This window comes from uncultured Roseibium sp. (genome assembly GCF_963675095.2).
Classification (GTDB): domain Bacteria; phylum Pseudomonadota; class Alphaproteobacteria; order Rhizobiales; family Stappiaceae; genus Roseibium.
This window is the reverse complement of sequence record NZ_CAXXSJ010000017.1, coordinates 96,971-118,620: the sequence shown is the minus strand read 5'-3', so window position 1 is coordinate 118,620 and position 21,650 is coordinate 96,971. Positions and strand designations below refer to the sequence as shown.

General features: G+C 64.1%; 20 protein-coding genes and 1 pseudogene. 10 read left to right on the top strand and 11 right to left on the bottom strand.

The features are described from left to right. Positions 1–10: 10 nt before the first annotated feature. The 5 genes and pseudogenes from ABIN98_RS07150 to ABIN98_RS07130 form a co-directional block, all read right to left on the bottom strand. On the bottom strand, positions 11–1,462 hold the full coding sequence (locus tag ABIN98_RS07150) for a hydrogenase 4 subunit F (protein ID WP_346908701.1): 1,452 nt from the start codon (positions 1,460–1,462) through the stop codon (positions 11–13). Continuing rightward, positions 1,459–2,121 (bottom strand): hydrogenase-4 component E, encoded by a 663-nt coding sequence (locus tag ABIN98_RS07145; RefSeq protein WP_346908699.1) that lies wholly within the window; start codon positions 2,119–2,121, stop codon positions 1,459–1,461. The genes ABIN98_RS07150 and ABIN98_RS07145 overlap by 4 nt, the downstream gene beginning before the upstream one ends. A 2-nt stretch (positions 2,122–2,123) precedes the next feature. Then, on the bottom strand, positions 2,124–3,080 hold the full coding sequence (locus ABIN98_RS07140) for an NADH-quinone oxidoreductase subunit H (RefSeq protein WP_346908697.1): 957 nt from the start codon (positions 3,078–3,080) through the stop codon (positions 2,124–2,126). Continuing rightward, a pseudogene (gene hyfB / locus ABIN98_RS07135) lies at positions 3,071–5,094 on the bottom strand (hydrogenase 4 subunit B). The gene ABIN98_RS07140 and the pseudogene hyfB overlap by 10 nt, the downstream one beginning before the upstream one ends. Then, the gene (locus ABIN98_RS07130) at positions 5,081–5,359 is read right to left on the bottom strand and encodes a helix-turn-helix transcriptional regulator (protein WP_346908695.1); all 279 of its coding nucleotides are present in this window, start codon (positions 5,357–5,359) and stop codon (positions 5,081–5,083) included. Before ABIN98_RS07130 ends, hyfB begins: the two are co-directional and overlap by 14 nt. Positions 5,360–5,546: 187 nt before the next feature. Here ABIN98_RS07130 and ABIN98_RS07125 point away from each other — a divergent pair, with 187 nt between their 5' ends. After that, positions 5,547–6,026, top strand: a complete 480-nt coding sequence (locus ABIN98_RS07125) for a HEAT repeat domain-containing protein (RefSeq protein WP_346908693.1) — start codon at positions 5,547–5,549, stop codon at positions 6,024–6,026. A 34-nt stretch (positions 6,027–6,060) separates the two neighbouring features. Here the strand turns inward: ABIN98_RS07125 and ABIN98_RS07120 are convergent, their stop codons facing one another. After that, complete coding sequence (locus ABIN98_RS07120; RefSeq protein ID WP_346908691.1) at positions 6,061–6,720, bottom strand: pyridoxamine 5'-phosphate oxidase family protein; 660 nt, start codon at positions 6,718–6,720, stop codon at positions 6,061–6,063. A 76-nt stretch (positions 6,721–6,796) separates the two neighbouring features. Between ABIN98_RS07120 and ABIN98_RS07115 the strand changes: the two genes are divergently transcribed. Next, complete coding sequence (locus ABIN98_RS07115; protein WP_346908689.1) at positions 6,797–8,224, top strand: PLP-dependent aminotransferase family protein; 1,428 nt, start codon at positions 6,797–6,799, stop codon at positions 8,222–8,224. Here the strand turns inward: ABIN98_RS07115 and ABIN98_RS07110 are convergent. Then, the gene (locus tag ABIN98_RS07110; RefSeq protein WP_346908687.1) at positions 8,221–8,703 is read right to left on the bottom strand and encodes a helix-turn-helix transcriptional regulator; all 483 of its coding nucleotides are present in this window, start codon (positions 8,701–8,703) and stop codon (positions 8,221–8,223) included. The genes ABIN98_RS07115 and ABIN98_RS07110 overlap by 4 nt on opposite strands. Before the next feature lie 47 nt (positions 8,704–8,750). Next, a complete protein-coding gene (locus ABIN98_RS07105) occupies positions 8,751–9,242 on the bottom strand; it encodes an AraC family transcriptional regulator ligand-binding domain-containing protein (protein ID WP_346908685.1) in 492 nt (163 codons plus the stop codon). 239 nt (positions 9,243–9,481) lie between these two features. Here ABIN98_RS07105 and ABIN98_RS07100 point away from each other — a divergent pair, with 239 nt between their 5' ends. The 8 genes from ABIN98_RS07100 to ABIN98_RS07065 all read left to right on the top strand — a co-directional run bounded on the left by ABIN98_RS07100 (position 9,482) and on the right by ABIN98_RS07065 (position 18,287). Then, a complete protein-coding gene (locus tag ABIN98_RS07100) occupies positions 9,482–10,810 on the top strand; it encodes a lycopene cyclase family protein (RefSeq protein ID WP_346908683.1) in 1,329 nt (442 codons plus the stop codon). Continuing rightward, entirely contained in the window at positions 10,807–12,372 is a 1,566-nt protein-coding gene (gene peaA, locus ABIN98_RS07095; protein WP_346908681.1) for a quinohemoprotein amine dehydrogenase subunit alpha, read from the top strand. The genes ABIN98_RS07100 and peaA overlap by 4 nt, the downstream gene beginning before the upstream one ends. A 15-nt stretch (positions 12,373–12,387) precedes the next feature. Then, positions 12,388–13,824 (top strand): quinohemoprotein amine dehydrogenase maturation protein, encoded by a 1,437-nt coding sequence (gene peaB, locus ABIN98_RS07090; protein WP_346908679.1) that lies wholly within the window; start codon positions 12,388–12,390, stop codon positions 13,822–13,824. Beyond that, a complete protein-coding gene (gene qhpC / locus ABIN98_RS07085; protein WP_346908678.1) occupies positions 13,821–14,153 on the top strand; it encodes a quinohemoprotein amine dehydrogenase subunit gamma in 333 nt (110 codons plus the stop codon). The genes peaB and qhpC overlap by 4 nt, the downstream gene beginning before the upstream one ends. Before the next feature lie 45 nt (positions 14,154–14,198). Further along, on the top strand, positions 14,199–15,287 hold the full coding sequence (gene peaD / locus ABIN98_RS07080; RefSeq protein WP_346908676.1) for a quinohemoprotein amine dehydrogenase subunit beta: 1,089 nt from the start codon (positions 14,199–14,201) through the stop codon (positions 15,285–15,287). Between the two features lie 378 nt (positions 15,288–15,665). Beyond that, positions 15,666–17,489 carry an ABC transporter ATP-binding protein gene (locus ABIN98_RS07075; protein WP_346908675.1) on the top strand — a complete coding sequence of 608 codons (1,824 nt, stop codon included), beginning with the start codon at positions 15,666–15,668 and terminating at the stop codon, positions 17,487–17,489. Next, on the top strand, positions 17,476–17,658 hold the full coding sequence (locus ABIN98_RS07070; RefSeq protein WP_346908673.1) for a hypothetical protein: 183 nt from the start codon (positions 17,476–17,478) through the stop codon (positions 17,656–17,658). The genes ABIN98_RS07075 and ABIN98_RS07070 overlap by 14 nt, the downstream gene beginning before the upstream one ends. After that, entirely contained in the window at positions 17,655–18,287 is a 633-nt protein-coding gene (locus ABIN98_RS07065) for a hypothetical protein (protein ID WP_346908671.1), read from the top strand. The genes ABIN98_RS07070 and ABIN98_RS07065 overlap by 4 nt, the downstream gene beginning before the upstream one ends. Before the next feature lie 83 nt (positions 18,288–18,370). On the opposite strand, the gene ABIN98_RS07060 is transcribed toward ABIN98_RS07065, so the two are convergent. The 3 genes from ABIN98_RS07060 to ABIN98_RS07050 are packed head-to-tail and all read right to left on the bottom strand — an operon-like array spanning position 18,371 to position 21,650. After that, entirely contained in the window at positions 18,371–19,348 is a 978-nt protein-coding gene (locus ABIN98_RS07060) for an ornithine cyclodeaminase family protein (RefSeq protein WP_346908669.1), read from the bottom strand. Continuing rightward, on the bottom strand, positions 19,345–20,199 hold the full coding sequence (locus tag ABIN98_RS07055; RefSeq protein ID WP_346908667.1) for an alpha/beta hydrolase: 855 nt from the start codon (positions 20,197–20,199) through the stop codon (positions 19,345–19,347). The genes ABIN98_RS07060 and ABIN98_RS07055 overlap by 4 nt, the downstream gene beginning before the upstream one ends. Beyond that, positions 20,196–21,650 carry a M81 family metallopeptidase gene (locus ABIN98_RS07050; protein WP_346908665.1) on the bottom strand — a complete coding sequence of 485 codons (1,455 nt, stop codon included), beginning with the start codon at positions 21,648–21,650 and terminating at the stop codon, positions 20,196–20,198. Before ABIN98_RS07050 ends, ABIN98_RS07055 begins: the two co-directional genes overlap by 4 nt.

The window sequence follows — 21,650 nt, the reverse complement described above, 5'->3', positions numbered from 1 at the left end:
CTCCCCTCCCTCATCCGAGTATGCTGGCAACATGCTGGAACCAGCCCACCAGTGCCTGCGGCAGGTAAAGGCCGGCGGCCAGCACCAGAGCCAGATGCGCGAAGAGCGGTACGTAGGACGCCTGAGCCGGCGCGGTGCTGCCCGTCGGCTCGCCGAAGGCAATGCCGGTCACGCGCAGGAGCAGCGCGCCAAAGGCGACCAGCAGGCCGAAGACCAGCGGGATCGCCAGGAGCGGCTGAACGGCGAAGGTCGAGCTCACAATCAGGAACTCGCTCATGAAGATGCCCATCGGCGGCAGGCCGGCGATGGCGACCACCCCGACCAGCAGCCCCCAGCCGAGCGCCGGATGGCTCTCTGTCAGGCCGCGAAGTTCGGAGATCCGCTGGGTGCCCTTGACCTGGGCTACATGGCCGACCGCGTAGAAGATCGCCGACTTGGTCAGGCTGTGCATCACCATGTGCAGGAGCCCGGCGAAATTGGCGAGCGGCCCACCAAGGCCGAAGGCGAAGACGATGATGCCCATGTGCTCGATGGAGGAATAGGCGAACAACCGTTTGATGTCCTGCCGGCGGTAGAGCATGAAAGCGGCGAAGATCAGCGACAGCAGGCCCATGGTCATCATCAGCGGACCGGGACTGATGGCCTCCGGATTGGAGGCAAGCAGGATCTTGAACCGCAGCACCGCGTAGAGCGCGACATTCAAAAGCAGGCCGGAAAGCACCGCGGAGATCGGCGTCGGGCCTTCCGCGTGGGCGTCGGGCAGCCAGGCATGGAGCGGCGCAAGACCGACCTTGGTGCCGTAGCCGAGCATCAGGAAGATGAAGGCGAGATTGAGCAGGGCCGGATCGAAGACGGCAGCCTGTTCCACCAGCAGGGTCCAGACCATCGCGTCCTCGCCCTCGCCGATGAAGGGTCGTGCCGCCAGATAGACCAGGATCGTGCCGAACAAGGCGAAGGCGATGCCAACGCTGCCGAGCAGGAAGTATTTCCACGCCGCTTCCAGCGCCTCATGGGTGCGGTAGATGCCGACCATCATCACCGTGGTCAGCGTGGCGAGTTCCACCGCCACCCACATCAGGCCGATGTTGTTGGCAACGAACGCCAGGTTCATGCCGAACATCATGACCTGGTACATGGCGTGGTAAAAGCGCAGGTTGGCCGGCGTCAGCCGCCCCGTCTCCAGCTCGTGAGCAATGTAGCTGGCGCTGAACAGGCTGGCGGTAAAGCCGACGAAGGTGTTCAGCACGATGAAGACGATGTTGAGGTCGTCGACAAACAGATAAGTCCCGGCTTCCGGCCGCGCGGTGACGAACAGCGCCAGCGCCGCAAGCAGGGTCAGCAAGCTGGCAAGCACGTTGAGACGCGCAGCGATGCGGTAGCCCGGCAGCGCGGCCAGGACCGCGGCGGCCACGACCGGAATAACGAGAACGGCGATCTCGGGCTGGAACGGAAGGGCGATCATCGGCGCTCTCCCCGGAAACTGTCGAGCGCACCGACATCCACCGTGTCGAACCGCTCGCGGATGCGGAACAGGAAGATGCCGATGACGATGAAGGCGATGACGATGGAAAAGGCGACGCTGATCTCGACGACCAGCGGCATGCCGCGCGCGCCGGTCGCCGCCAGGATCAATCCGTTTTCAAGGGACATGAAGCCGATTACCTGACTGACCGCGTTGCGGCGCGTGACCATGACCAGCAGGCCGAGCAGCAAAACTGACAGCGAGAAGGCGAGATCCTCGCGCGCCAGCGGATCAGCCTCCGGCGTGATGCGCAGGATCACCACCATGGACAGCGCGACGAGACCCATGCCGGCAAGCATGGTCGGACCGATGCCGACGACGGTCTCGATGTCCCGGTGAATGCCGAGCCGGCGCACGATCCGGTGCAGCACCAGCGGAATCACCACCGCCTTGAAACCGAGCGCGATCGCGGCGGTGACGTAAAGATGCGGCGCATGCTGGACCTGCGCCTGCCAGGCGACCGACAGGGTCAGGACCACGGCGTGCAGCGCATAGACGTTGATCAGGGCGGAGAGCCGGTCCTGGTAAAGCATCATGAAACTGACCAGAACCAGTCCGCCTGCCAGGAGATGCGCAATGTCAAAGCTGAGGCTGGTCATCGCTAGAGGCTCCTCGAAACGAACAGCAGCAGCGTGCCCAGAAGACCGAGCATGAGCGCCGCGCCGAGGAAATCCGGCACCCGAAAGACGCGCATCTTGGCGATGCTGGTCTCAAACACGGCCAGAAGCACCGCGCCGACGCCGATTTTGGCCACATAGCCGACCGCACCGATCAGATAGTCCGCAAGGCCCGCGCCGGGCGCGGCAATACCCCAGGGGATGAAGATGCAGCCGATCAGCGACAGGTAGAGCACCAGCTTCAGCGAGGACGCGAACTCGATCATGGCCAGGTGCCGGCCGGAATATTCCAGCACCATCGCCTCGTGCACCATGGTCAGTTCCAGGTGGGTCGCCGGGTTGTCGACCGGGATGCGGGCGTTTTCGGCAATCGCCACCATGATCAGCGCCACCAGCGCCATGCCGAGCGATACGCGCAGGCCCACCTCCGGCGAACTCATCAAGGCGGCAACGGTGGAAAGCTGGGTCGAGCCGGCAACCAGCGCCAGGGAGAAGACCGTTAGCAGCATGGCGGGCTCGGCGAGCGAGGCGATCATCATCTCGCGGCTGGAACCGATGCCGCCGAAGCTGGTGCCGATATCCATGCCGGCCAAGGCAAGAAAGAACCGGCCGAAGCCCAGCAGCGCGATGATGGCAATCAGATCGGCGGTCCAACTGAACAGGAGACCGCCACCGAAGGTCGGCACCAAAGCGGCGGCGACCCAGGTGGAGGCGAACACCAGATAGGGCACGACCCGGAACAGCCACGAGGCGTTGTCGGCCAGCACCGCCTCCTTGCGCAAAAGCCGGATCAGGTCCCGGTAGGGCTGAATGACGGACGCGCCCTGTCGGCGGGTAAGCCGCGCCTTCACCTTGCGCACGAAGCCCGTCAGCAGCGGCGCCAGCAAGAGCACCACGGCCATCTGAAGACCCTGAATGAGGAGCGCGCGGATCAGGTCCATAGGGCCAGCACCAGAAGCAGGGAGACCAGGGCGAGGAAGACAAGACTCAGATATTGCCGGATGGTGAGGAACTGCAGGCGGTTGAGCCGGATCGCGGCGAAGGCGATCCCGCCGGAGATCGGCGTGTAGATCCAGTCCCAGGCCAGATCGCGCACCTCCACCGTCAGCCGGGCAGCGCGCAGATCGCCCGGCGGCGGCATGTCCACGGTCTCCCGCGCCCGGAACACCAGCGAGCCGAACACGCGGCGAACCGGCTGGGCGAAGCTGCTTGCCGAGTACTGCGTCTGTGGCTGTGGATCGGGGAACCCGCAATCCCAGGCGGCGCTGCGGCGGACCCGGCGGGACGCGAGGTTGTGGACAATGAAGGCCGCGCCCCAACCCGTTACCGCGATAAATAGGAAAACGAGCAGGCCGTTATAGGAACTGCGGGCTTCGGCAATCGGGGCGATCGTCAGCCAGGGCAGATGCGCCTGCGATGGAAGGCTCTCACCCACGAAGGCTTGTGTGACCGGTGCCAACGCGTCGATAACGAAGCCCGGGAGGATGCCGGCCACAAGGCACAGGGCGGCGAGTACGAACATTGCCGTCAGCGAGAACCGGTCGACTTCACGCGCCTGACCGGCCGCATCGGAACGAGCGCGACCCAGGAAGGTGATGCCGAAAGCCCGGACGAAACAGGCCGCTGCAAGCGCCGCCGACAGGGCGAGCAGCCCACCCACGGCGGGCACGATGATCTTGAGCCCCCACTGGGGCAATTCCGGGCTTTGCAGGATCGCCTGGAAGGTCAGCCATTCCGACACGAAGCCGTTGAGCGGTGGCAGGGCGGATATCGCCACGCAGCCGATCAGAAAGGCGAAGCTCGTACAAGGCATGCGGTGGATCAGACCGCCGAGCTTTTCCATGTCGCGCTCGCCGGTGGCGTTGATCACCGCCCCTGCCCCGAAGAACAGCAGGCTCTTGAACACCGAGTGATTGAGGATGTGAAACAGGGCCGCGGTGAAGGCCAGGGCCGCCGCCAGGCCCATTCCACCGGAGCGGAAGGCCAGCGCCAGCCCGAGGCTGACGAAGATGACGCCGATGTTCTCGATGGTCGAACAGGCAAGCAAACCGCTTCAGGTCCGTTTCCATCAGCGCGTAGAGGATGCCGAGCGCCGCAGTGATACCGCCGAGCATGACCAGCACCGCGCTCGACCACCAGGCGGGTTCCCCCAGAAGGTCGAACACACACGCGGATGAATCCGTAGATCGCCACCTTGGTCATGACGCCGCTCATCAGCGCGGAGACGTGGCTGGGGGCAGCGGGATGAGCAAGCGGCAGCCAGACATGCAGCGGCACCAACCCGGCCTTGGACCCGGCGCCGAGCAGCATCAGGATAAAGACGATGGCGACCACCAGCGGCCCATGCGGCATGGCGCGGATGGTATCGAAACCATAGTCGCCCGCAGAACCCGCCAGCAGGCCAAAGGCAAGCAGCAGCGACAGGGTGCCGAAGCTTGCCATGACCAGATAGATGAAACCTGCGCGCAGGCTGGCCTCGGAGCGGTGATGCGACACCACCAGCGCCCAGGAGGCGAGCGACATGAACTCCCAGGAGAGCAGGAAGGCAAAGGCGTCATCCGCGAGCACGACCAGGTTCATGCCGGCAAGAAAGGCGGTGAAAAACGGTAGCACCCGATGCGGCGCCTCCTCGTGCCGGCCATAGCCCAGGCCATAGAGACTTGCCATGGCACCGCCGAAATTCACCACACCCAGGAACAGCGCCGACAGGCTATCGAGCTTGAAACTGGCGCCGATCCACGGCAGCCCGATCGGCAGCGTCGTCTTCAGGACGGTGCCCGGCGCCGAGATCAGGTGGAACGCCAGCATAACCAGCATGGCCGCGGAAAGAACAAACGTCGCCGAATAGACCAGATTGCTTGCAGCCGTAGCGCGGCCCAGCGCAACGGCTGCGACGGCCACGATCAGGAGGCCCGCGATACCCCACAGAAAGAAGGAGACGTCAATCGCCACCATGTCCTTCTCCCGGATCGAAATCCGGCCTCAGCCGCACCCCGCGTCCGCCCTTGTCGCTGACCGCCCCCTCCCCGATCAGCTCAATGCCGGCCTTTTCGAGACCCGCAATCAGCTTCATCAGCGAATCCACGTTGCCGCGGATCACCGACTCGCTTGCTTCCATGCGCTGAATGGTCGGAACCGACAGATTCGACAATTCCGCAAGCCTGCGCTGGTCGATGCCGAGCAGCGCCCGTGCGGCACGCAATTGAGAAGACGTGATCACCTGTTGCCTCTAATCGGTTCTGAAGCCTGATTATTAAGGCAGACACTATATCTTTAAATGGATATTGGTCAATAAGTGATGTTTAAAACATCAATATCGATGCACGGGCATCTGGGTGAAACACTCTCTAACCGCTACCCGGATACACCCGATTGATCAAAACGCCTGCGGTGTGTAACCAGTAAAGATGAGCGAACGATACGAACCGAAATCGGATTTTCTGCGTGCCGTCATCGCCGAAGAGGCGCCGCTTTCCGGTGGGGAGCTGGCCGAAGCCAATCTGCGTCTGCTTGTCAAAATGACTTCAGATCCGGATCTGTCCAACCGCGACTGGGCAACATTCCTGCTTGCCCAGGAAGACACCGATACCGATGCCATTCGCACCGCGTTGATCCGTGCTTCCGAGGATGAGAATGAATTCGTCCGGGCCGAAGCTGTGCTCGGCTTGGCCAAACGCGATCCGTCTCTCGCCCTTCCGCTTGTGCAAAAAGCCTTAAAAGCCGACAGCGTGGTATTTGCGATGTTTCAAGCGGCCGAGTACTGCGCGCACCCCTCACTTATTGAAGACCTTCGTAGGTGGACCGAACCCTCCGGCGAGCCGTTTTTGGACAGCCGGGCAACCGATGCTCTGACAGCCTGCGAGAGCGGCGTTCGCCCCGAATGCTGACAAGGGCGCTGGTTAGACGGCGCCCCGGCCTCGTTCAGGCGAATTTCCGGCGCGCAGCGGCGATCGATGCGGGCTCAGCGACACCTTCCGGCGTGTAGGCGTCCTGAACGCCGGTGCCGAGCGCCGTCGTGACCGGCACGACCCCGGCCCACAGGCCGAGTGCATGGTCTTCCTCGTCGTCGACCGGCGGCCCGGTGCGGACCTTGGCGCTGGCGTGGTCTATGTCAAGCGCCACGACCCCGGTCGCCTTGCGCTCCTGCACATTCATCGGACGAATTTCGGCGGTGCGACCCGGCAGCAGGTGATCGGTGATCGCCTCCAGCGCCGCATCCAGTTCCTCTCCGTCCACATGACGCGCGGTGCCATGGATCACGGCAGACCGGTAGTTGACAGAATGGTGGAACCCGGAGCGTGCCGCTACGATGCCGGTCAGCTGGGTGACGGTCATGCACATCGGTATGCCGTCCAGGCGTGCGATCCTAGTCTTGGACGCACCGTGCAGGTAGAGCGTGCTTCCAACCCTTGCATAGGCCATCGGGATCACCATCGGTCGCCCGTCGGCGACAAAACCCACATGGCCGACAAGACCGGTATCGAGGATGCCGTGGATCGTCTCCTCGTCGTAGCGGGCGCGTTTCGGCTGCCGGGCACGGGCGTAGGCGGGAAGTGTCTTGGTTTCGGTTTCAGGCGGCATGGAGAGCTCCATCGGGTTGACTTTTCCTCCTGATAGCCGCCTTACTGGTCCGCTCCGATATCCAGTTTATTCAAAAATGAACAGACCAGTTACGCTCGCCGCCCTCACCTCTCCCGACCCGACCCGGCCCGATCCCATGCCGGTGCAGATCCACCGCGACCTGCTCGCAGCGATCCGCGACGGACGGCTGCCGGAGGGCGTGCGCCTGCCGTCCAGCCGGGCCGCTGCGGAAGGGCTCGGGGTGTCGCGCGCCACGGTGAACACCGCCTACGATTTGTTACGATCCGAAGGCGTTCTGACGATCCGCCCGGGAGCAGCCCCGGAGGTGATCGCCCCGCGGGTGCTCAGCACCCGCCCGCAGCCGGCCGCCGCTCCCGCCTTGTCGAAACGTGGCAGGAACCTGTCCACCGACCCACGCGCGGCAAGCTACATCGTCGAGCGCGGCGTGATGCATCCCGGTGCGCCGGCGGAAAGCCTGTTTCCCGCCGACGAATGGGCCCAGGCCCTGCGCCGGGCCGCGCGCCAGCGTCATGGCGACCTTGCCAATTACAATGCCCCCTTCGGTCTGCCCGCCCTGCGCGAAGTCCTCGCCGAGCGGCTGGCAACCGACCGGGGGCTTTGGGTCGATCCGGAACAGATCCTGATCACCACCGGCGCGCAAGGATCGCTGGCGCTGGTCGCCCAGGTGATGACTGATCCGGGCGAGACGGTCGCGATGGAAGACCCCGGCTTCATGGGCGCACGCGCCGCCTTTCTCGGCGCCGGGCTTGAGATCGCCCCGGTTCCCGTCGATGAGCATGGCTTAAAGCCTGGCCTTGTTCCCGGCGATGCACGCCTGATCTACGCTACTCCGTCCAACCAGTATCCGCTCGGCCACCGCCTGTCCCTGCCCCGGCGGCTGGAGCTTCTGGACCGCGCGCGGGCTCAGGACGCACTGGTGATCGAGGATGACTATGACAGCGAATTCCTCTGGCGCGGCCGGGAGATCGCAGCCCTTGCCGCCCATGGTGAGAGCGGCGGTGTCGTCTACCTGGGCACGGCCGCAAAGGTGCTGATGCCCGCGCTCAGGATCGGCTGGATGGTGGTGCCCGAAGCCCTGATCGGCCCCATGCTCGCCGCCCACAGGAACCTCGGCCTCATGGCCAATCTCCATGCCCAACTCGCCCTGGCCGAGATGATGCGCTCCGGCCGCTACCGCGCTCACCTGCGCCGTATCGCCCGCGCCTATGAGGCCCGGGGCAACGCGCTTACCGCGGCGCTCAGCGATATCAAAGGCATCGAAGTCCACGCGCCCGATGGCGGTGTGCAACTGACGGTCCGTTTCCGCGACGGCTGCGACGAGGTCCCGGTCCTGACCGCGCTCGCCGAAGCCGGCTTTCGTCCCGCCCGCCTGTCCGCCTATTGCCTTGCCGAGCCGATGTACGGGCTGATTGTCGGCTTCGCCGATGCCACGCCGGACCGGATCGACCGCTTCGCGCAGGTGCTTGGCAAAGCTCTAACCTAACTGTGAACCAATCGAAACGCCTGGCGATACTGCCTTGGCGTCATGCCGGTACGGCGTTTGAAGGCGCGCTCGAAGGCGGTCTGATCGGAATAGCTGAGCTCGAAGGCAATCTGGGCCAGCGGGTGCGAGGTGTCGGCGAGCGCGTGGCGGGCGACGCGAAAGCGGCAATCGTTCAGCAGAGCGGAAAACCGTACCCCCTCCTCGCTCAGGTGCCGGTGCAGGCTGCGCCGGGACAGACCAAGGTCGCGGGCAATGGTTTCCTGATCGACGATCCCGGTTTCCAAGCCGGTGTAAATGGCGGTCCGGGTCCGGTCGGCCAGGGAATTGGAGCGATAGGCCTCCGCCAGCCAGCGGGTCAGCGTGTCCAGAGCCCGCTTGTGGCGCGAGGCGTCATCGCGCGGCATCGGCAGATTCAGGACGGCTTCGGGGAAACTCAGCGCATTGGTTTCGCAATCGAACTGGCAGGCGCTTCCCGTCACCTCGCCCCAGCTCGACAGGCTGCGCGCGGCCTCATGCTCGAAACAGATCAGGTCCGGGCTCCAGTTTTCCCCGCGCCCCTGCGGATCAACTGGGTGAGCACCGACAGGGTGAATTCCGCGTCCTGACGGCGCGGCCAGATATCCGGATTGAGAATACGGTAGGTAAGCGTAACCACGCCGTCCTCGACCGTTAGCCGCAGGTCGGTCTCGCTCTGGATCACGCGTAAAAAGCGCTCGAACGTGCGTAGCGCGCTGCCAACGGTCGGTGCCGACAGGATCGCATTGCCCAGTTCGCCGAGATCCGTCAGATCCAGAAGCGGTCCGGACTGCCAGCCGATGCCGGGTACGCCCAGCGCCGAAGCCCCTTGTTCGTAGATACGGACGAAGGCGGTCAACGGAATTTCAACCTGCGGGCTCATCCAGGCACCGGAAGGAACGCCGTACTGGTGGCCCAAAACGGCCGGTTCCAGCCCTTTTTCCACCAGCATGTTCTGAAGCCCGCGAAGGGCTCCGGATATTATGGTCGCGTCCGTAGACATGGCTTCCGTCCACCCCGAAATCCCGATTTCTCCGGCCTGCCGAAGAAAAGTTCATGCCTAAAGAATAAGTAGATCAAATCTTTCCGAGGCACGCAATCAAGCAGACCCAGTTTTGAAGCCCGACGTGAAATTTGGCCGAAATTGTCGAGAACGGCCCGAAACACCCCTTCTTTAATGACAGAGCAGAGAGATCCGGAATCACACCGTGAAAACATGGGGGTCCGGACGAGGGGAAAATTTTGGCAGCCTGCTTTGATGTGGCAGTTGCCGGCGGAGGACCTGCCGGCGCGTTCGCAGCGCGTGAACTGGCGCGTGCCGGGATCGATGTCGTTCTGATCGACCCCGCCACCACCCGCCCGCGCCTTGAGGGCCTGGGCGAACGGGTTGCTCATATCCTGAAACAAAAGGGACTTGAGGACGCGTTACAGGCCGCAAGCGCGCCCATGCGCCGCTCGGTCCGCTGGGCCGGCCTAAATGAAACGGCCAACGGCGAACGCCTGGTCCGCCGCCACGACTTCGACGCCACCCTGCGCCAGTCAGCCCTTGAAACCGGTGTGACAGTCCGCACGACGCGTCTGCGCCGGATTGAGAAGGCCGATCCTGAAACCGGCGTCACCCTGACCCTTGCCGACGGCGAGACGATCACCGCCAAACTGATGATCGACGCCCGCGGCCGTCAGGCTCCTTCCACGACCCGCCAGAAAGGCCCGCAGACACTGGCCATTGCCGGTCGTCTGTCAGGACCGGCACTCCCTTCTGGAACCCGTGTGGAAGCGACACCGCAAGGGTGGGTCTGGTCGGCAGCCGAGCCGGAGTTCGGTCCCTGGCTGCAGATCTGCATTGATGCGGACGATCTGTCTGGTGCCGGTCAAACCGCCCTCAAAGAGCGCATGCGCACGTTCCTCGCCCAACCACACTTCGCCGGCCGCTTTGACGCCTGTGGCTTCGAAGGAGACCTGCTCGCCCGCTCGGCCGGCCTTGTCCTGTCGGCGCCGGAATTGTCCTTACCAGTCCTGCCGATCGGCGATGCCGCCGTTGCCATTGATCCGCTTTCAGGCCACGGCCTGTTCTGGGCGATTTCATCCGCGCTCGCCGCCGTTCCGAGCGTCCTGACACTTCTTGAGGGCGGAGACCCGGTTCTCGCCGCCCGGTTCTACCGCCACCGGGTGGTCGGCACATTCTGGCGTCAGGCTCGCATCGGCCGGGACTTCTACCGGCTGGAGACGGATCTCGCCGTTCATCCCTTCTGGGCTGCCCGCGCCGCCTGGCCTGACAACAAGCCCGCCCATGCCGTAGCCGACGACATCCGCCTGGAACGGCGCGTGATCGTGGACGGCAACCGCCTCAGGGACCGCGAAGTGCTGATCACACCGCAGGATCCGGAAGGCGTCGCCTTCGTCTGCGGCCTGCCCGTTCGCGACCTTCTCGACCTTTCCCGGACCGGTGCCAAAGAAACGGCTCCAGCCGAGGCCCTTCGCTGGCTTGAAAGCCGCGGTCTTCCGTCCGGCCTGCCGGACCAATCACTAAAAACAAACCAGACACACACCAGAATGAGGGAAACAGCATGATGAAACGACTGCGAAAGGGGCATCTCGCCGGCCTGGCCGGGGTGTTGCTTCTGATGTCGGTCCCGGCACAAGCGCAGGATGGCGCCAAGCTGCTGGAGGAAAATTGCAGCGGCTGCCACGCCGCCGATGATAGCGGTGCGCTCAGCCGCATCAACGGCCAGCGCAAGACGCCGGAAGGCTGGCTGATGACCATCGTCCGCATGCGCCTGTTCCACGGCATGGAAATCGAGCCGCAGGTGCAAAGCGAACTTGTCCATTATCTTTCCGATACCCAAGGGCTCGCTCCGTCCGAAGCGGAGGACTTCCGCTATATCCTCGAGCGTCAGCCGAATGCGGTCGAGACGACCGAAGCGCCGCTTGCCGAGATGTGCGCCCGCTGTCATTCCGCCGCCCGCGTCGGCCTGCAGCGCCGCACGAAGGACGAATGGGACCTCCATATCGACTTCCACGTCGGCCAGTGGCCGACCCTGGAATATCAGGCGCTGGCCCGCGACCGGGAATGGCTGAAAATCGCCCGTGAGGAAGTCGTGCCGTTGCTGGCGGAAAAATATCCGTTTGAAACCGAAGCCTGGACCGCCTGGGAAAAGGCGGAAAAGCAGGCTGCGACCGGATCCTGGGTCTTCACCACCAGCCTGCCGGCCAAGGGCGAGGCCTATGGCACCCTTGAGGTTTCCGGCGATGCCCAGCCCTATACGGTCTCCGGCACGCTCATGACCGCGGGCGGCGAGGAACTGGCCGTTTCCGGCAAGCTCAACGTCTATACCGGCTATGAATGGCGCGCCAACCTGACAATCGGCGACACCGCATACCGCCAGGTGCTGGCAATGTCCGAAGACGGCGCAAGCCTCTCCGGCCGTCAGTTCCTGCATGCCGAAGACAGTCTCGGCGGCACCTTCAAGGCGGTGAAGGCCGGCGGCGAACCGGCCATTGCCGGCGTGGTCCCCTCCACGCTTCCGGCAGGCGGCAGCGGCACGGTCCAGGTGGTCGGCACCGGGCTTGACAGCGTGGCCCTTTCCGGCGCGCTCGACGCCTCCGGCGGCACGGCCAATGCTTTTGGTGCAACGATCGATGTCAGCCCGGCAGCCGGCACCGACGGCGCGGTCAGCATCGCTTCACGCGATGCCAAGGCAGAAGACGCTCTCGCCGTCTACAGCCACATCGACAGCCTCAAGGTCGAGCCGGCCTTCGCCGTTGCCCGTGTCGGCGGTGGCGGCGGTTCCGCCGGCAAGGTGCCGGCCCGTTTCGATGCGGTCGGCTACTGGAACGGCGCGGACGGCGAGCCAGGTACGGACGACGATGTGCGCATCGGCGTGGTTCCCGCCTCCTGGTCGGTCGCTCCCTTCAACGAGGAAGCCGAAACCCTGAAGGACGTGGAATTCGCGGGCGAGATGGACGAAAGCCTCGGCATCTTCATGCCGGCCGTCGCCGGGCCCAACGAGAAACGCCCCTTCTCCACCAACAACGCCGGCAATCTGAAGGTTCTGGCCAAGAGCGGTGACGCGTCCGGCGAAGGACAGCTCATCATCACGGTCCAGCGCTGGAACGATCCGCCGATCCGCTAAGGGAGGGACTGCACAATGGGTTATCTCTTCTACCAGCCGCAGAACGCGCATCGGGTCGAGGTCGACGGACGGCACCTGCTGTTCCACATTCCAACCACCTCGCTGTTCGAGATCGACCGTCTCGACAATGATGTGATCGACCTCTTCGCCGACCGCACCAGGGTGAGCGAACAGGATGTGCGCGAACGTTTCGAGGGCCGGGCCGACCCGGACCTCGTCACCGAGCGCATCCGATCCCTGCTCGACCTCGACATCGTCACCGACGGCCGCCCGCCCCGGGCGGAACGGCCGCCGGTCCACATCGAAAACTTCCCGCTGACGACGATCGTTCTGAACGTCAACACGGGCTGCAACCTGTCCTGCACCTACTGTTACAAGGAGGACCTGGACACGCCGTCCAAGGGCCGGCGCATGGGGTTCGAAACGGCGAAACGCTCCATCGAGCTTCTCTTGGCCGAAAGCCCGGACCGGGACAGCTACAACGTGGTGTTCTTCGGCGGCGAGCCGTTGAGCAACATCGCGTTGATCCGTGATGTGGTCGCCTATGCCGAGGAGCGTTTCGGCGCGCTTGGCAAGCGGGTCGACTTCACGCTGACCACCAACGCGACCCTGCTCACCGAGGAGATCGTCGACTGGCTGAACGCCCACCGCTTCGGCCTGACGGTCTCCATGGACGGGCCGAAGGCGCTGCATGATCTCAACCGCAAGACCGTCGGCGGCAAGGGCACCTACGAAGTGGTCGCGGCCAAAACGAGGATGCTTCTGGAACGCTACACCTCCCGCCCCGTGGGTGGACGGGTAACGCTGACCCGTGGCGTCACGCAGGTCTACGAGATCTGGGATCACCTGAAAAACGAGATCGGCTTCCACGAAGTCGGTTTCTCACCGGTGACTTCGGGTCCGGTCGCCCCGTTCAACCTGACCGGCGACGAACTGGTGACCGTGTTCGACGAGATGAAGCGGCTCGGGCGACATTACCGCGACGAGGCGCTGAAAGGCCGCAACATCGGCTTTTCCAACATGCACCAGCTCATGACCGACCTCTATGAGGGCCGGTCGAAGGCCCTGCCCTGCGGGGCGGGAGTGGGCATGCTGGCCGTCGACCACGAAGGCAGCCTCAATCTCTGCCACCGTTTCACGGGCTCCGACATGGACACCTACGGCACCGTGGATGACGGCATCGAAAAGCAGAAGCTCGCCCGTTTCATCGAGGATCGGGCGGACCGCACCGACAAGGGCTGCTCCACCTGCCGCATCCGCAACATCTGCGCGGGCGGCTGCTATCACGAGAGCTACGCCCACTTTTCCGATCCGCTGAAGCCGACCTACCATTACTGCGATCTGATGCGCGACTGGGTCGACTTCGGCATCGGCGTCTACGGCGACCTGATCGCCGGCGCGCCTGTCTTTTTCACCGATCACATCATGCCGCGGAGGGCATACGGCAAATGAAAAACTTGAAGCCCCTGAACCAGAAAGCCGAACGGGTCGTCAAGGCGGCCGAAACCGACAATATGGACGAGGTCCGCGCCATGCAGACAATCGTGGCCGGCTGCGCCTCGACCCTCGATCCGGGCTGGGAGGTTGACCCGTTCGGCGGCGTCGCCGCCCTGTGCCAGCCGATGGAAGCGGACCTTTACGGCTGCTCCGACCCGTGCTGGTGGCCGGCCCAGGTGCCGGACACGATCAACTCCTATCCGGACTGGAACGCGAAAGCCGACGGCGCGCCCGCGGACTGGCGCAACCTCGGTACGGTCTTTCCGTCCGACAGCGAAACCTGACAGCGAAACCAGATCGGCGTGAGCCTGAATATTCGGAGAACCCTGATGCGAAACCTGATCGCAACCACGGCGGCGCTTTGCCTGGGCCTGACGGCCCTGCCCGCGCTCGCCAAGGACCTCATCGTCACGGTCGCCAAACCCGACCGTCTCTATGTCATCGATGCCAAGGCCCGGTCCGTCGAGACCGACTGCAAGCTCGATTTCAACCTGATCCCCGGCGTCATCGCCATGTCGCCGGACAATACAATTGCCTATGTGCTCGCCGACCGCTGGGAAAACGTCTACGGCATCGAACTTGCCAGCTGTAAGACGGTGTTCGCGGCCCATCAGTCTGAAGGCGACATTCGCCGCAAGACCGTTGCCTCGCTCGCCATCTCCAAGGACGGCAAGGAACTTTACACCGTGCGTAACCCGGTGAAGCTCCTTGCGGACCGATACGAGATCATGGAGCCGGAATTGGCCGTCTACGACACCTCCTCCGGCATGGCAGCCAAGCCGGTGCGCACCTTTCCCGCGCCGCGCCGGATGACGGTAATGGCGACCGATCGCAAGGGCACGCTCTATGCCGCCGGTCACGAGATCTACGCCATCGACCCGAAGACCGGCGAAACCACGGTCAAGATCCCCAACGCCTCGTGGGACCGCCCGACCTATTCTCCGCCGGACGTACTTGCCTTCTGGCCGATCGGCACCCAGGCTGACGAATTCCTGCTGCTCTATTCGGCGGCGAAATTCACCGACGAAACCCAGAACGAACTGGCCGATTTCGTCTGGGGCTACGAAAGCGTCGACCTGACCACGGGCGAGAGCAAGATCGAGGACTTCGCCAGCTTCGAGGTGATCATGTTCTCCGCCGTGCGCGACCCCAACGACAAGAACAATCTCTACGGGGTCTACACCCAGCTTTCCAAGCATGACCTTGCCACGAAGGAACTGGTCAAGCGGGTCGACCTGCCACACACCTATTACTGCATCAACATCTCATCCGACGGGAAGGAGCTCTACGTGGGCGGCACCAACGACGACATCGGCGTTTACGATGCCGAGACGCTGGAACGCATCGGTGAAATCCTGCTGCCGTCCGGCGGCGATATGGCCGCCGGCACGATGCACGTGATCAGCACGGGGAGTTAACATCCCAGTCCCCTACTTATCATCCCGGGCCAACGAATGTTCAGGCCCGGGATGATTGCAAAATTGAGGTAAGGCCTAAAACTCAGTTGTCGTCCCGGACGGAGCGCAGCGAAGATCCGGGACCCAGTACGCCGTGTCCTCCCGGTTCAAGCAAACGGCCTCACGGAGTACTAGATCCCCGCCTTCGCGGGGATGACAACCGAGGAAGAGGCGGCGCCGACAAAATTTGATGGAGACTGAATGAGGCCGGCCTCGCGAAAGGCCGACGTTCTGTGAACGACCGCGTGAGACTTGAGGCCTTGCGCCTTGCTCCCGTCTCCCCCCTTGAGGGGGAGATGTCCGCACCAGCGGACAGAGGGGGGTGCCCGGCCTCACAACATGAAACAACGCCGGAGCATGAAGCAAACGCCGCTACCCCCCTCTGTCACCTTCGGTGACATCTCCCCCTCAAGGGGGGAGACCGATCCGGTCCCGCCCCGGCATCCGCTTCTGCGCGTCGTGCTGGAACGTCTGTTCGGCGTGCGCGAAGCGCGGTGGCTTGCGCCCCTCGTCCAGCCCTATCGAGGACCGTTGGCGGCCCTCTTCGGCTTATCGCTAGTCGCAGCCGGCACCGCTCTGATCCCGCCATGGCTGACCAAGCTCGTCATCGACCGGGGTCTGATGGCCCATGACAAGCAGGCGCTGGTCACCTTTGCGCTTGCTCTTTTCGTGGTCGGGCTTGCCGCCCTGGCGCTCGGCGCCGTCAATTCCCTGCTTCACTTACGTTTTTCCGCAAGGCTTCTGGCCGATCTGCGCCGGGCGGCCGTCGCCCGCATCCTGACGCAATCGCCACGCTGGCAGGCACAACAGAAGATCGGCGAGCTGATGAGCCGGCTCGACGGCGATGCCGGCGAGGTCCAGCAGTTCACCTTTGCAGCCCTGGTCAACGGCGGCGGCAGCCTGCTGAGGTTGATCGGTGGACTGGCAATGCTGTTCGTGCTGGCACCCAAGCTCGCCGTACTGGCGCTGGTTCTGGCACCGATCGAACTGATCTTCTTCGCGAGGGCCCGTCCGGTCACGCACGCGAAGGCCCGCGACGTACGCAAGGCGCGCGGCGAGCTTGCTTCAGGTCTGGCGGAAACCATCACCGGCCTCGGCGCGCTGCGTGCTCTCAATGCGACGCAGGCCGCCTCAGACAAGATCGAGCAGCGCCAGCAGGGCCTGATATCGGCGCTTCTGTCTGCACAGGTCTGGAACGAGGTCACCCGCGCCGTGCCCATGGTCCTGACCGCGGTCCTGCGCGGCACTGTGTTTCTGGTCGGCGGCCTGGCCGTCATCGACGGCACCATGCCGCTCGGCTCGCTGATCGCCTTTACCGCCTATCTCGGCTTCCTGATCGGGCCAATGCAGTCGCTGATCTCGCTCTGGCACGGCCAGGCGCGCATGAAGGCCGCCCTCGACCGGCTCGACGAAATCATGAGCGCCAATCCGGACGTCTGCGATCCGCCCTCGCCCCTGCCTCTCCCGGGTGGCGGTGGAGATCTGGTTTTGACCGGCGTCTCCTATGCGCCCGCAGGCAAGGAAGCGCTATTCGAAGACTTCAGTCTCGCCATCCCCGCTAGCAGCAAGCTCCGCCTGTCCGGCCCCTCCGGGATCGGCAAGTCGTCCCTCCTGAGCCTGCTGCAACGCCACGACGATCCGCGCACCGGTGCGATCCTACTCAACGGCATAGATCTACGCCATCTAAGCCTTGCCGACATCCGTACCGCCGTCGCCCTGGTCCCACAGAAAGGCCATGTCTTTTCCGGCACCCTCGCCGACAATCTCCGCCTTGGCTACCCTGAAGCCACTGAAGATGAGATGCTGGACGTTCTCCGCCTCGTCGAACTGGACGAGCGCTTCGAAATCAACGGCAAAGCAGTTCCGCAAACACCCTTCTCCCCCCTTGAGGGGGAGATGTCACCAAAGGTGACAGAGGGGGGTGAGCCGCACGTTCGGGCGACCGCCGCATACCCCCCTCTGTCGGCTGCGCCGACATCTCCCCCTCAAGGGGGGAGACTGAAACAAGCGGCACCTGTCCCGCATTCGTCTAACCATGAGGAAACCGGTGCTGGCCTCAACACCCGGCTCGGCGAAGGCGGCCTGAATCTTTCGGGTGGCGAGCGTCAGCGGCTTGTGCCTTGCCCGCGCCCTGTTGCAGCCATTCAAGGTGCTGGTTCTTGATGAAAGTCTGTCGGAGGTTGATGCCAGCCGGGTCACCCGGATCATGGCAGCCATCGACACGCGCTTTGCCGACCGCACCCGAATCGTCGTCACCCATGGCGAAGCGGACCGTTATGGCGACTTTGACATGGAAATTGACCTTGCCATCTTTGGAGGGCTGAAATCGTGATCCGCGTAGGCCTGATTGACGGACCTTTGCCGGAAGCGTCCCCGGACCTGGCCGTACAGGCCCGCTTCAGCGAAGCCGACGGGTTCCCGGCCGCCGGAAACCACGCCAGTGCCATGGCAGACACGATCCGGGCGCAGGCCGGCGAGGTTCACTTCGTCAATGCGGTGGTGTTTCCGGGGCGTCTGGCGACCTCGGCCGGGACCGTTTGCGCCGCTCTCGACTGGCTAGCCGAAAACCCGCCGGAAATCGTGCTTTGCTCCTTCGGCATGGCCCGGCCATCGGTCGAACTCACCGGAAAGACGCAAACGCTCCTGCAAGCGGGCTGCCTGATCGTCGCCTCGGCACCAGCCCGCGGCGAGCCGGTCTATCCGGCTGCAATCGAAGGGGTCATCTCGGTTCAGGGCGATGCCCGTTGTCTGCCGGGAGAGCTGTCCCGCCTCGATCTGCCCCAGGCCACTTATGGCGCTTGTCCAGCCGCGACCTGCAATCCCGATATCCGCGGTGCCAGTGTCGCCGCTGCCCAAATGGCGGGACTTCTGGCGAGGCACTGGCGGGGAACGGCGGATGACACGCTGACAGCGCTTGAGACCGCCATCCGTTACCACGGCCGCGAACGGCGTACCGGTTGAGGCTTCAGACGCCTTAAAAGGACAAACAGCGGACCCCAATCAGCCGATGTAGGGCCTGCTTGTAAGTATCGGCAAAGCCGGCCTTACAGTGTCACCACCTGTCCCCGACCGGCGGCCGCCGCCTGACGGTAGACATGCTCGGCCGCCGCCAGGTCCTGGGCGGTAATGCCCAGTGAACGGTATGCGGTGATCTGACTGGAAGCACTACGGCCTTCCACAGTGCCTTCGAGCACTGCGCCGATCTCGCCTTTCAGCTTGTCCTCGCTGAACTTTCCGGCCTTGATCATGTCGACGATTTCGCCGGCCTGGGCGAGTGTGGAAGGTGTGTAATCCACCCAGATATCCGCCCGTTCGACCACCCGGTCGTCCACTTCCCGTTTGGACGGCAGGGACGCGCCGACGATGTTCACATGCGCGCCTTCCGGCAGCCAGTCTCCCATCAGCACCGGCGTCGGCGATGCGGTCACCGTGCAGATGATATCCGCCGCCTCAACCGCGGCCCGGATATCCGTGCCATGAACGATGGACAGCTGCGGGTAGTGCTCCGCAGCCCGTTTCGCGAAAGCTTCGGCGCGGGTCTCAGAACGTCCTACAACGTGAAGCCGGGTGATCGGGCGGACCGCCATCATGGCGTCCAGATGATGTTCTGCCTGCTCGCCGTAGCCGATCAGCGCCAGCGATGTCGCATCCTCCCGCACCAGGGCCCGGGTCGCGACGGCACTTGCCGCAGCTGTGCGGATCGCGGTCAGGAGACCCGCATCCATCATGGCCACCGCTCCGCCGGTCTCCGCCTCGAACAGAACCACGGCGCCACGATGCGACGACAGGCCTTTTTCCGGGTTGCCGGGAAACAGGCTGACCAGCTTGACGCCGTAGCAGTGCGGCGCGTCGAGGGCGCCGGACATGACACCCATCATGTTGCCGCCGCCAACCGGTACCACATGGCGCAGCGGCAACTCCGCCCCGCCCCGCGAAACCGTGCGCATCACCCGGTCGATCACCTCGACCGCTTCTGCCATGGGCAGGAGATCGGCCACGTCTTCGTGTGTCAGAACGATCATCGGCTGCGCTCCGCTGCTTCACCCCAATCGGGGCCGGTCACCTCCAGGCCCATTACCTGTTCCAGAAGGGCCGTATAGTCCGCCGGCCGCGCCACATAGGGGAAATGCCCGCCCGACAGGAAACGATAGGCCACTGCCGGTTTCAGCCGGTCGCGCACGGCGCTCCGCATCTCCGGCGGTATCAGCGGATCGTCGTCCGCCTCGATGGTGACGATCCTTTCCGGAGGCAGCTTCACAGGCGGCAGCTCCGGCGCCGTCTTCAGCGCCTTCAACCGCATCCGGAGTTCCGGTTCCGGAATTCGCCCATTGACCTCGCCCAGAAGCAGCTCGACCAGATCCACCTGGTCCGGATGTGTTTCGGCCCAGGCGCCCAGCCCCTTGGCAAATCCGGCCCTGAGATCCGCCACCGGCACGTTGTCGAGATCGAGCACGTAAGGCGGCCGTTCGGTAATACCGGCAACCGAGTGCAGCGTATTGGCCGCGATCAGCCGCGTGACCCGATCAGGTGCCTCGGCCGCAAGATATTGCGCCAGGTATCCGCCGAGAGACGAGCCGAGCACGGTCGCCTCGCTGATTTCCAGCCTGTCGAACAGCGTCAGGAGATCCCTACTCCAGTCCGCGACGCTACCGGTCTCCGGATAGCTGACGGTAACGATGCGCAGGTGGTCCGAGAGGGCTTCGACCTGGCGCCAGAAAATGTCGCCGCGCCCGAGCGTTCCAGGAATGAGCAACAATACCGGACCAGTGACGCCCGAAACACGGACACCCCATCTCCGGCCATTCAGGTCCACCAGTTCTTCGGGCAGGCGCGCGGCGAAAGCGTCACGCGCGTCAATCAGGGTATTGCTCATGCGAACGGGTCCTCCACGGCGGGCCAGTAATTCCGTTTCCGGTTACGATAGGGAATATTGGCGAAATCCGGAGTAATCGATCCGGGCGTGGCAACACCGATCACCCGCGCTGCGATCGGGTTGAACCCGGCCTGGTAATGGTTTGAAGATTTGACGCAAACATAGCGGCGCTTCGACAGGTCGATGCCCAGCTTCTCGAACGCATCCGGGTGAAATGTCTGGCAACGGAGGTCGTTGAGCACGATGTCGATGCCGTCGCTTTCCACCCAGACCGCCGTTCCGATCGGGGCCGACAGCTTGCCGAAGCGCTGGGTCATTCCCGGCACGATCCGGCGCACCGTCACCTTGAGGTCGAGCGGATCGCCGGACATCGGTCCGCATTTGCCGCCCAGGCGCAGATCAAAGCTCGCCCCCTCGCCTGCCTCGGTACAGAAACGCACCGCGACCGGGTCCCAGAACAGGCCCGTCGCGATGGAGGTCATCCCCCGCTCGATCATGGCACGCAGCAGGAACGTCGCATCAGATGGCGCGCCGCCGCCCGGATTATCGGACATATCCGCCAGCACCACCGGTCCCTTCGGCTCAGCCGCCGCGATATCGAGCGCCTCGTCCATCGGAGGTATCCGGGTATGAAGCTCTTCGCGCAGCGCATAAAGCGATTGCCCCAGTCGTTCCGCCTCTGCGGAAGCGGCGGCGGCATCGCCGTCGCAGATCGCCAGTGCGCGCGTTCCCACACGGGGATGATCGCCCCAGGGAAACCCGTGGGCGATCGACAGAGACAACACGCCGTCCTGGCCCTCCCGCGCGCTCATCGCGTCAACGAACCCGCGCATGGGATCCTTGGTCGTCGGCATGGCGATAATCATGCGGCAATCGTAGTCGCGCATGACCGGCGTAATCTCGTCAGCAACGGTCCGCACCGCCAGTGAAAACAGATCCTCCGCCCGTTCCGGCACGTCCACATGAGGATATTCCTTGTAGGCCACCAGCAGGCTTGCCTTGTCGAGCATCAGCTCCGTCAGGTGAAGATGAGGATCGAGCAGCCCGCCGATCACAGCGTCCGGTGCAATTGCCCGGCAGCCGGCGATCAGATCGCCTTCGCAGTCGTCATAGCCATCGGCGATCATCGCCCCGTGCAGCGTCAGCAGGATCACATCCGCACCGCCGGCCGCCTTCAGATCCGCCAGGATCTCGTCGCGAAAGCCCTCGTAGACGGGTTTCACGGTTAGCCCGGAAGGCTGCGCATGGGCAGACAGGGATTCAACCACCTCCCAGCCCAGTTCCTCCGCGCGCCTGCGCCAGATATGAAGCGGCGCGGTCCAGTATTGCTCGGTATCCTGCGTCGCGTCGCCGTGGTGGATCGAGCCTTCCTCGAAACTCGTCATGCCGGTCGGCATGGGCGAAAAGGAATTGGTTTCGGTGCTTAGCCCGGCAATGAAAAGCCGTGTCAT

Excerpts from the sequence above, each read along its gene's own strand:
- ABIN98_RS07150 (WP_346908701.1), bottom strand. The coding sequence starts at position 1,462 with ATGATCGCCCTTCCGTTCCAGCCCGAGATCGCCGTTCTCGTTATTCCG.
- ABIN98_RS07145 (WP_346908699.1), bottom strand. The coding sequence starts at position 2,121 with ATGACCAGCCTCAGCTTTGACATTGCGCATCTCCTGGCAGGCGGACTG.
- ABIN98_RS07140 (WP_346908697.1), bottom strand. The coding sequence starts at position 3,080 with ATGGACCTGATCCGCGCGCTCCTCATTCAGGGTCTTCAGATGGCCGTG.
- ABIN98_RS07125 (WP_346908693.1), top strand. The coding sequence starts at position 5,547 with ATGAGCGAACGATACGAACCGAAATCGGATTTTCTGCGTGCCGTCATC.
- ABIN98_RS07120 (WP_346908691.1), bottom strand. The coding sequence starts at position 6,720 with ATGCCGCCTGAAACCGAAACCAAGACACTTCCCGCCTACGCCCGTGCC.
- ABIN98_RS07115 (WP_346908689.1), top strand. The coding sequence starts at position 6,797 with ATGAACAGACCAGTTACGCTCGCCGCCCTCACCTCTCCCGACCCGACC.
- ABIN98_RS07105 (WP_346908685.1), bottom strand. The coding sequence starts at position 9,242 with ATGTCTACGGACGCGACCATAATATCCGGAGCCCTTCGCGGGCTTCAG.
- peaA (WP_346908681.1), top strand. The coding sequence starts at position 10,807 with ATGATGAAACGACTGCGAAAGGGGCATCTCGCCGGCCTGGCCGGGGTG.
- peaB (WP_346908679.1), top strand. The coding sequence starts at position 12,388 with ATGGGTTATCTCTTCTACCAGCCGCAGAACGCGCATCGGGTCGAGGTC.
- qhpC (WP_346908678.1), top strand. The coding sequence starts at position 13,821 with ATGAAAAACTTGAAGCCCCTGAACCAGAAAGCCGAACGGGTCGTCAAG.
- peaD (WP_346908676.1), top strand. The coding sequence starts at position 14,199 with ATGCGAAACCTGATCGCAACCACGGCGGCGCTTTGCCTGGGCCTGACG.
- ABIN98_RS07075 (WP_346908675.1), top strand. The coding sequence starts at position 15,666 with ATGAAACAACGCCGGAGCATGAAGCAAACGCCGCTACCCCCCTCTGTC.
- ABIN98_RS07060 (WP_346908669.1), bottom strand. The coding sequence starts at position 19,348 with ATGATCGTTCTGACACACGAAGACGTGGCCGATCTCCTGCCCATGGCA.
- ABIN98_RS07055 (WP_346908667.1), bottom strand. The coding sequence starts at position 20,199 with ATGAGCAATACCCTGATTGACGCGCGTGACGCTTTCGCCGCGCGCCTG.
- ABIN98_RS07050 (WP_346908665.1), bottom strand. The coding sequence starts at position 21,650 with ATGACACGGCTTTTCATTGCCGGGCTAAGCACCGAAACCAATTCCTTT.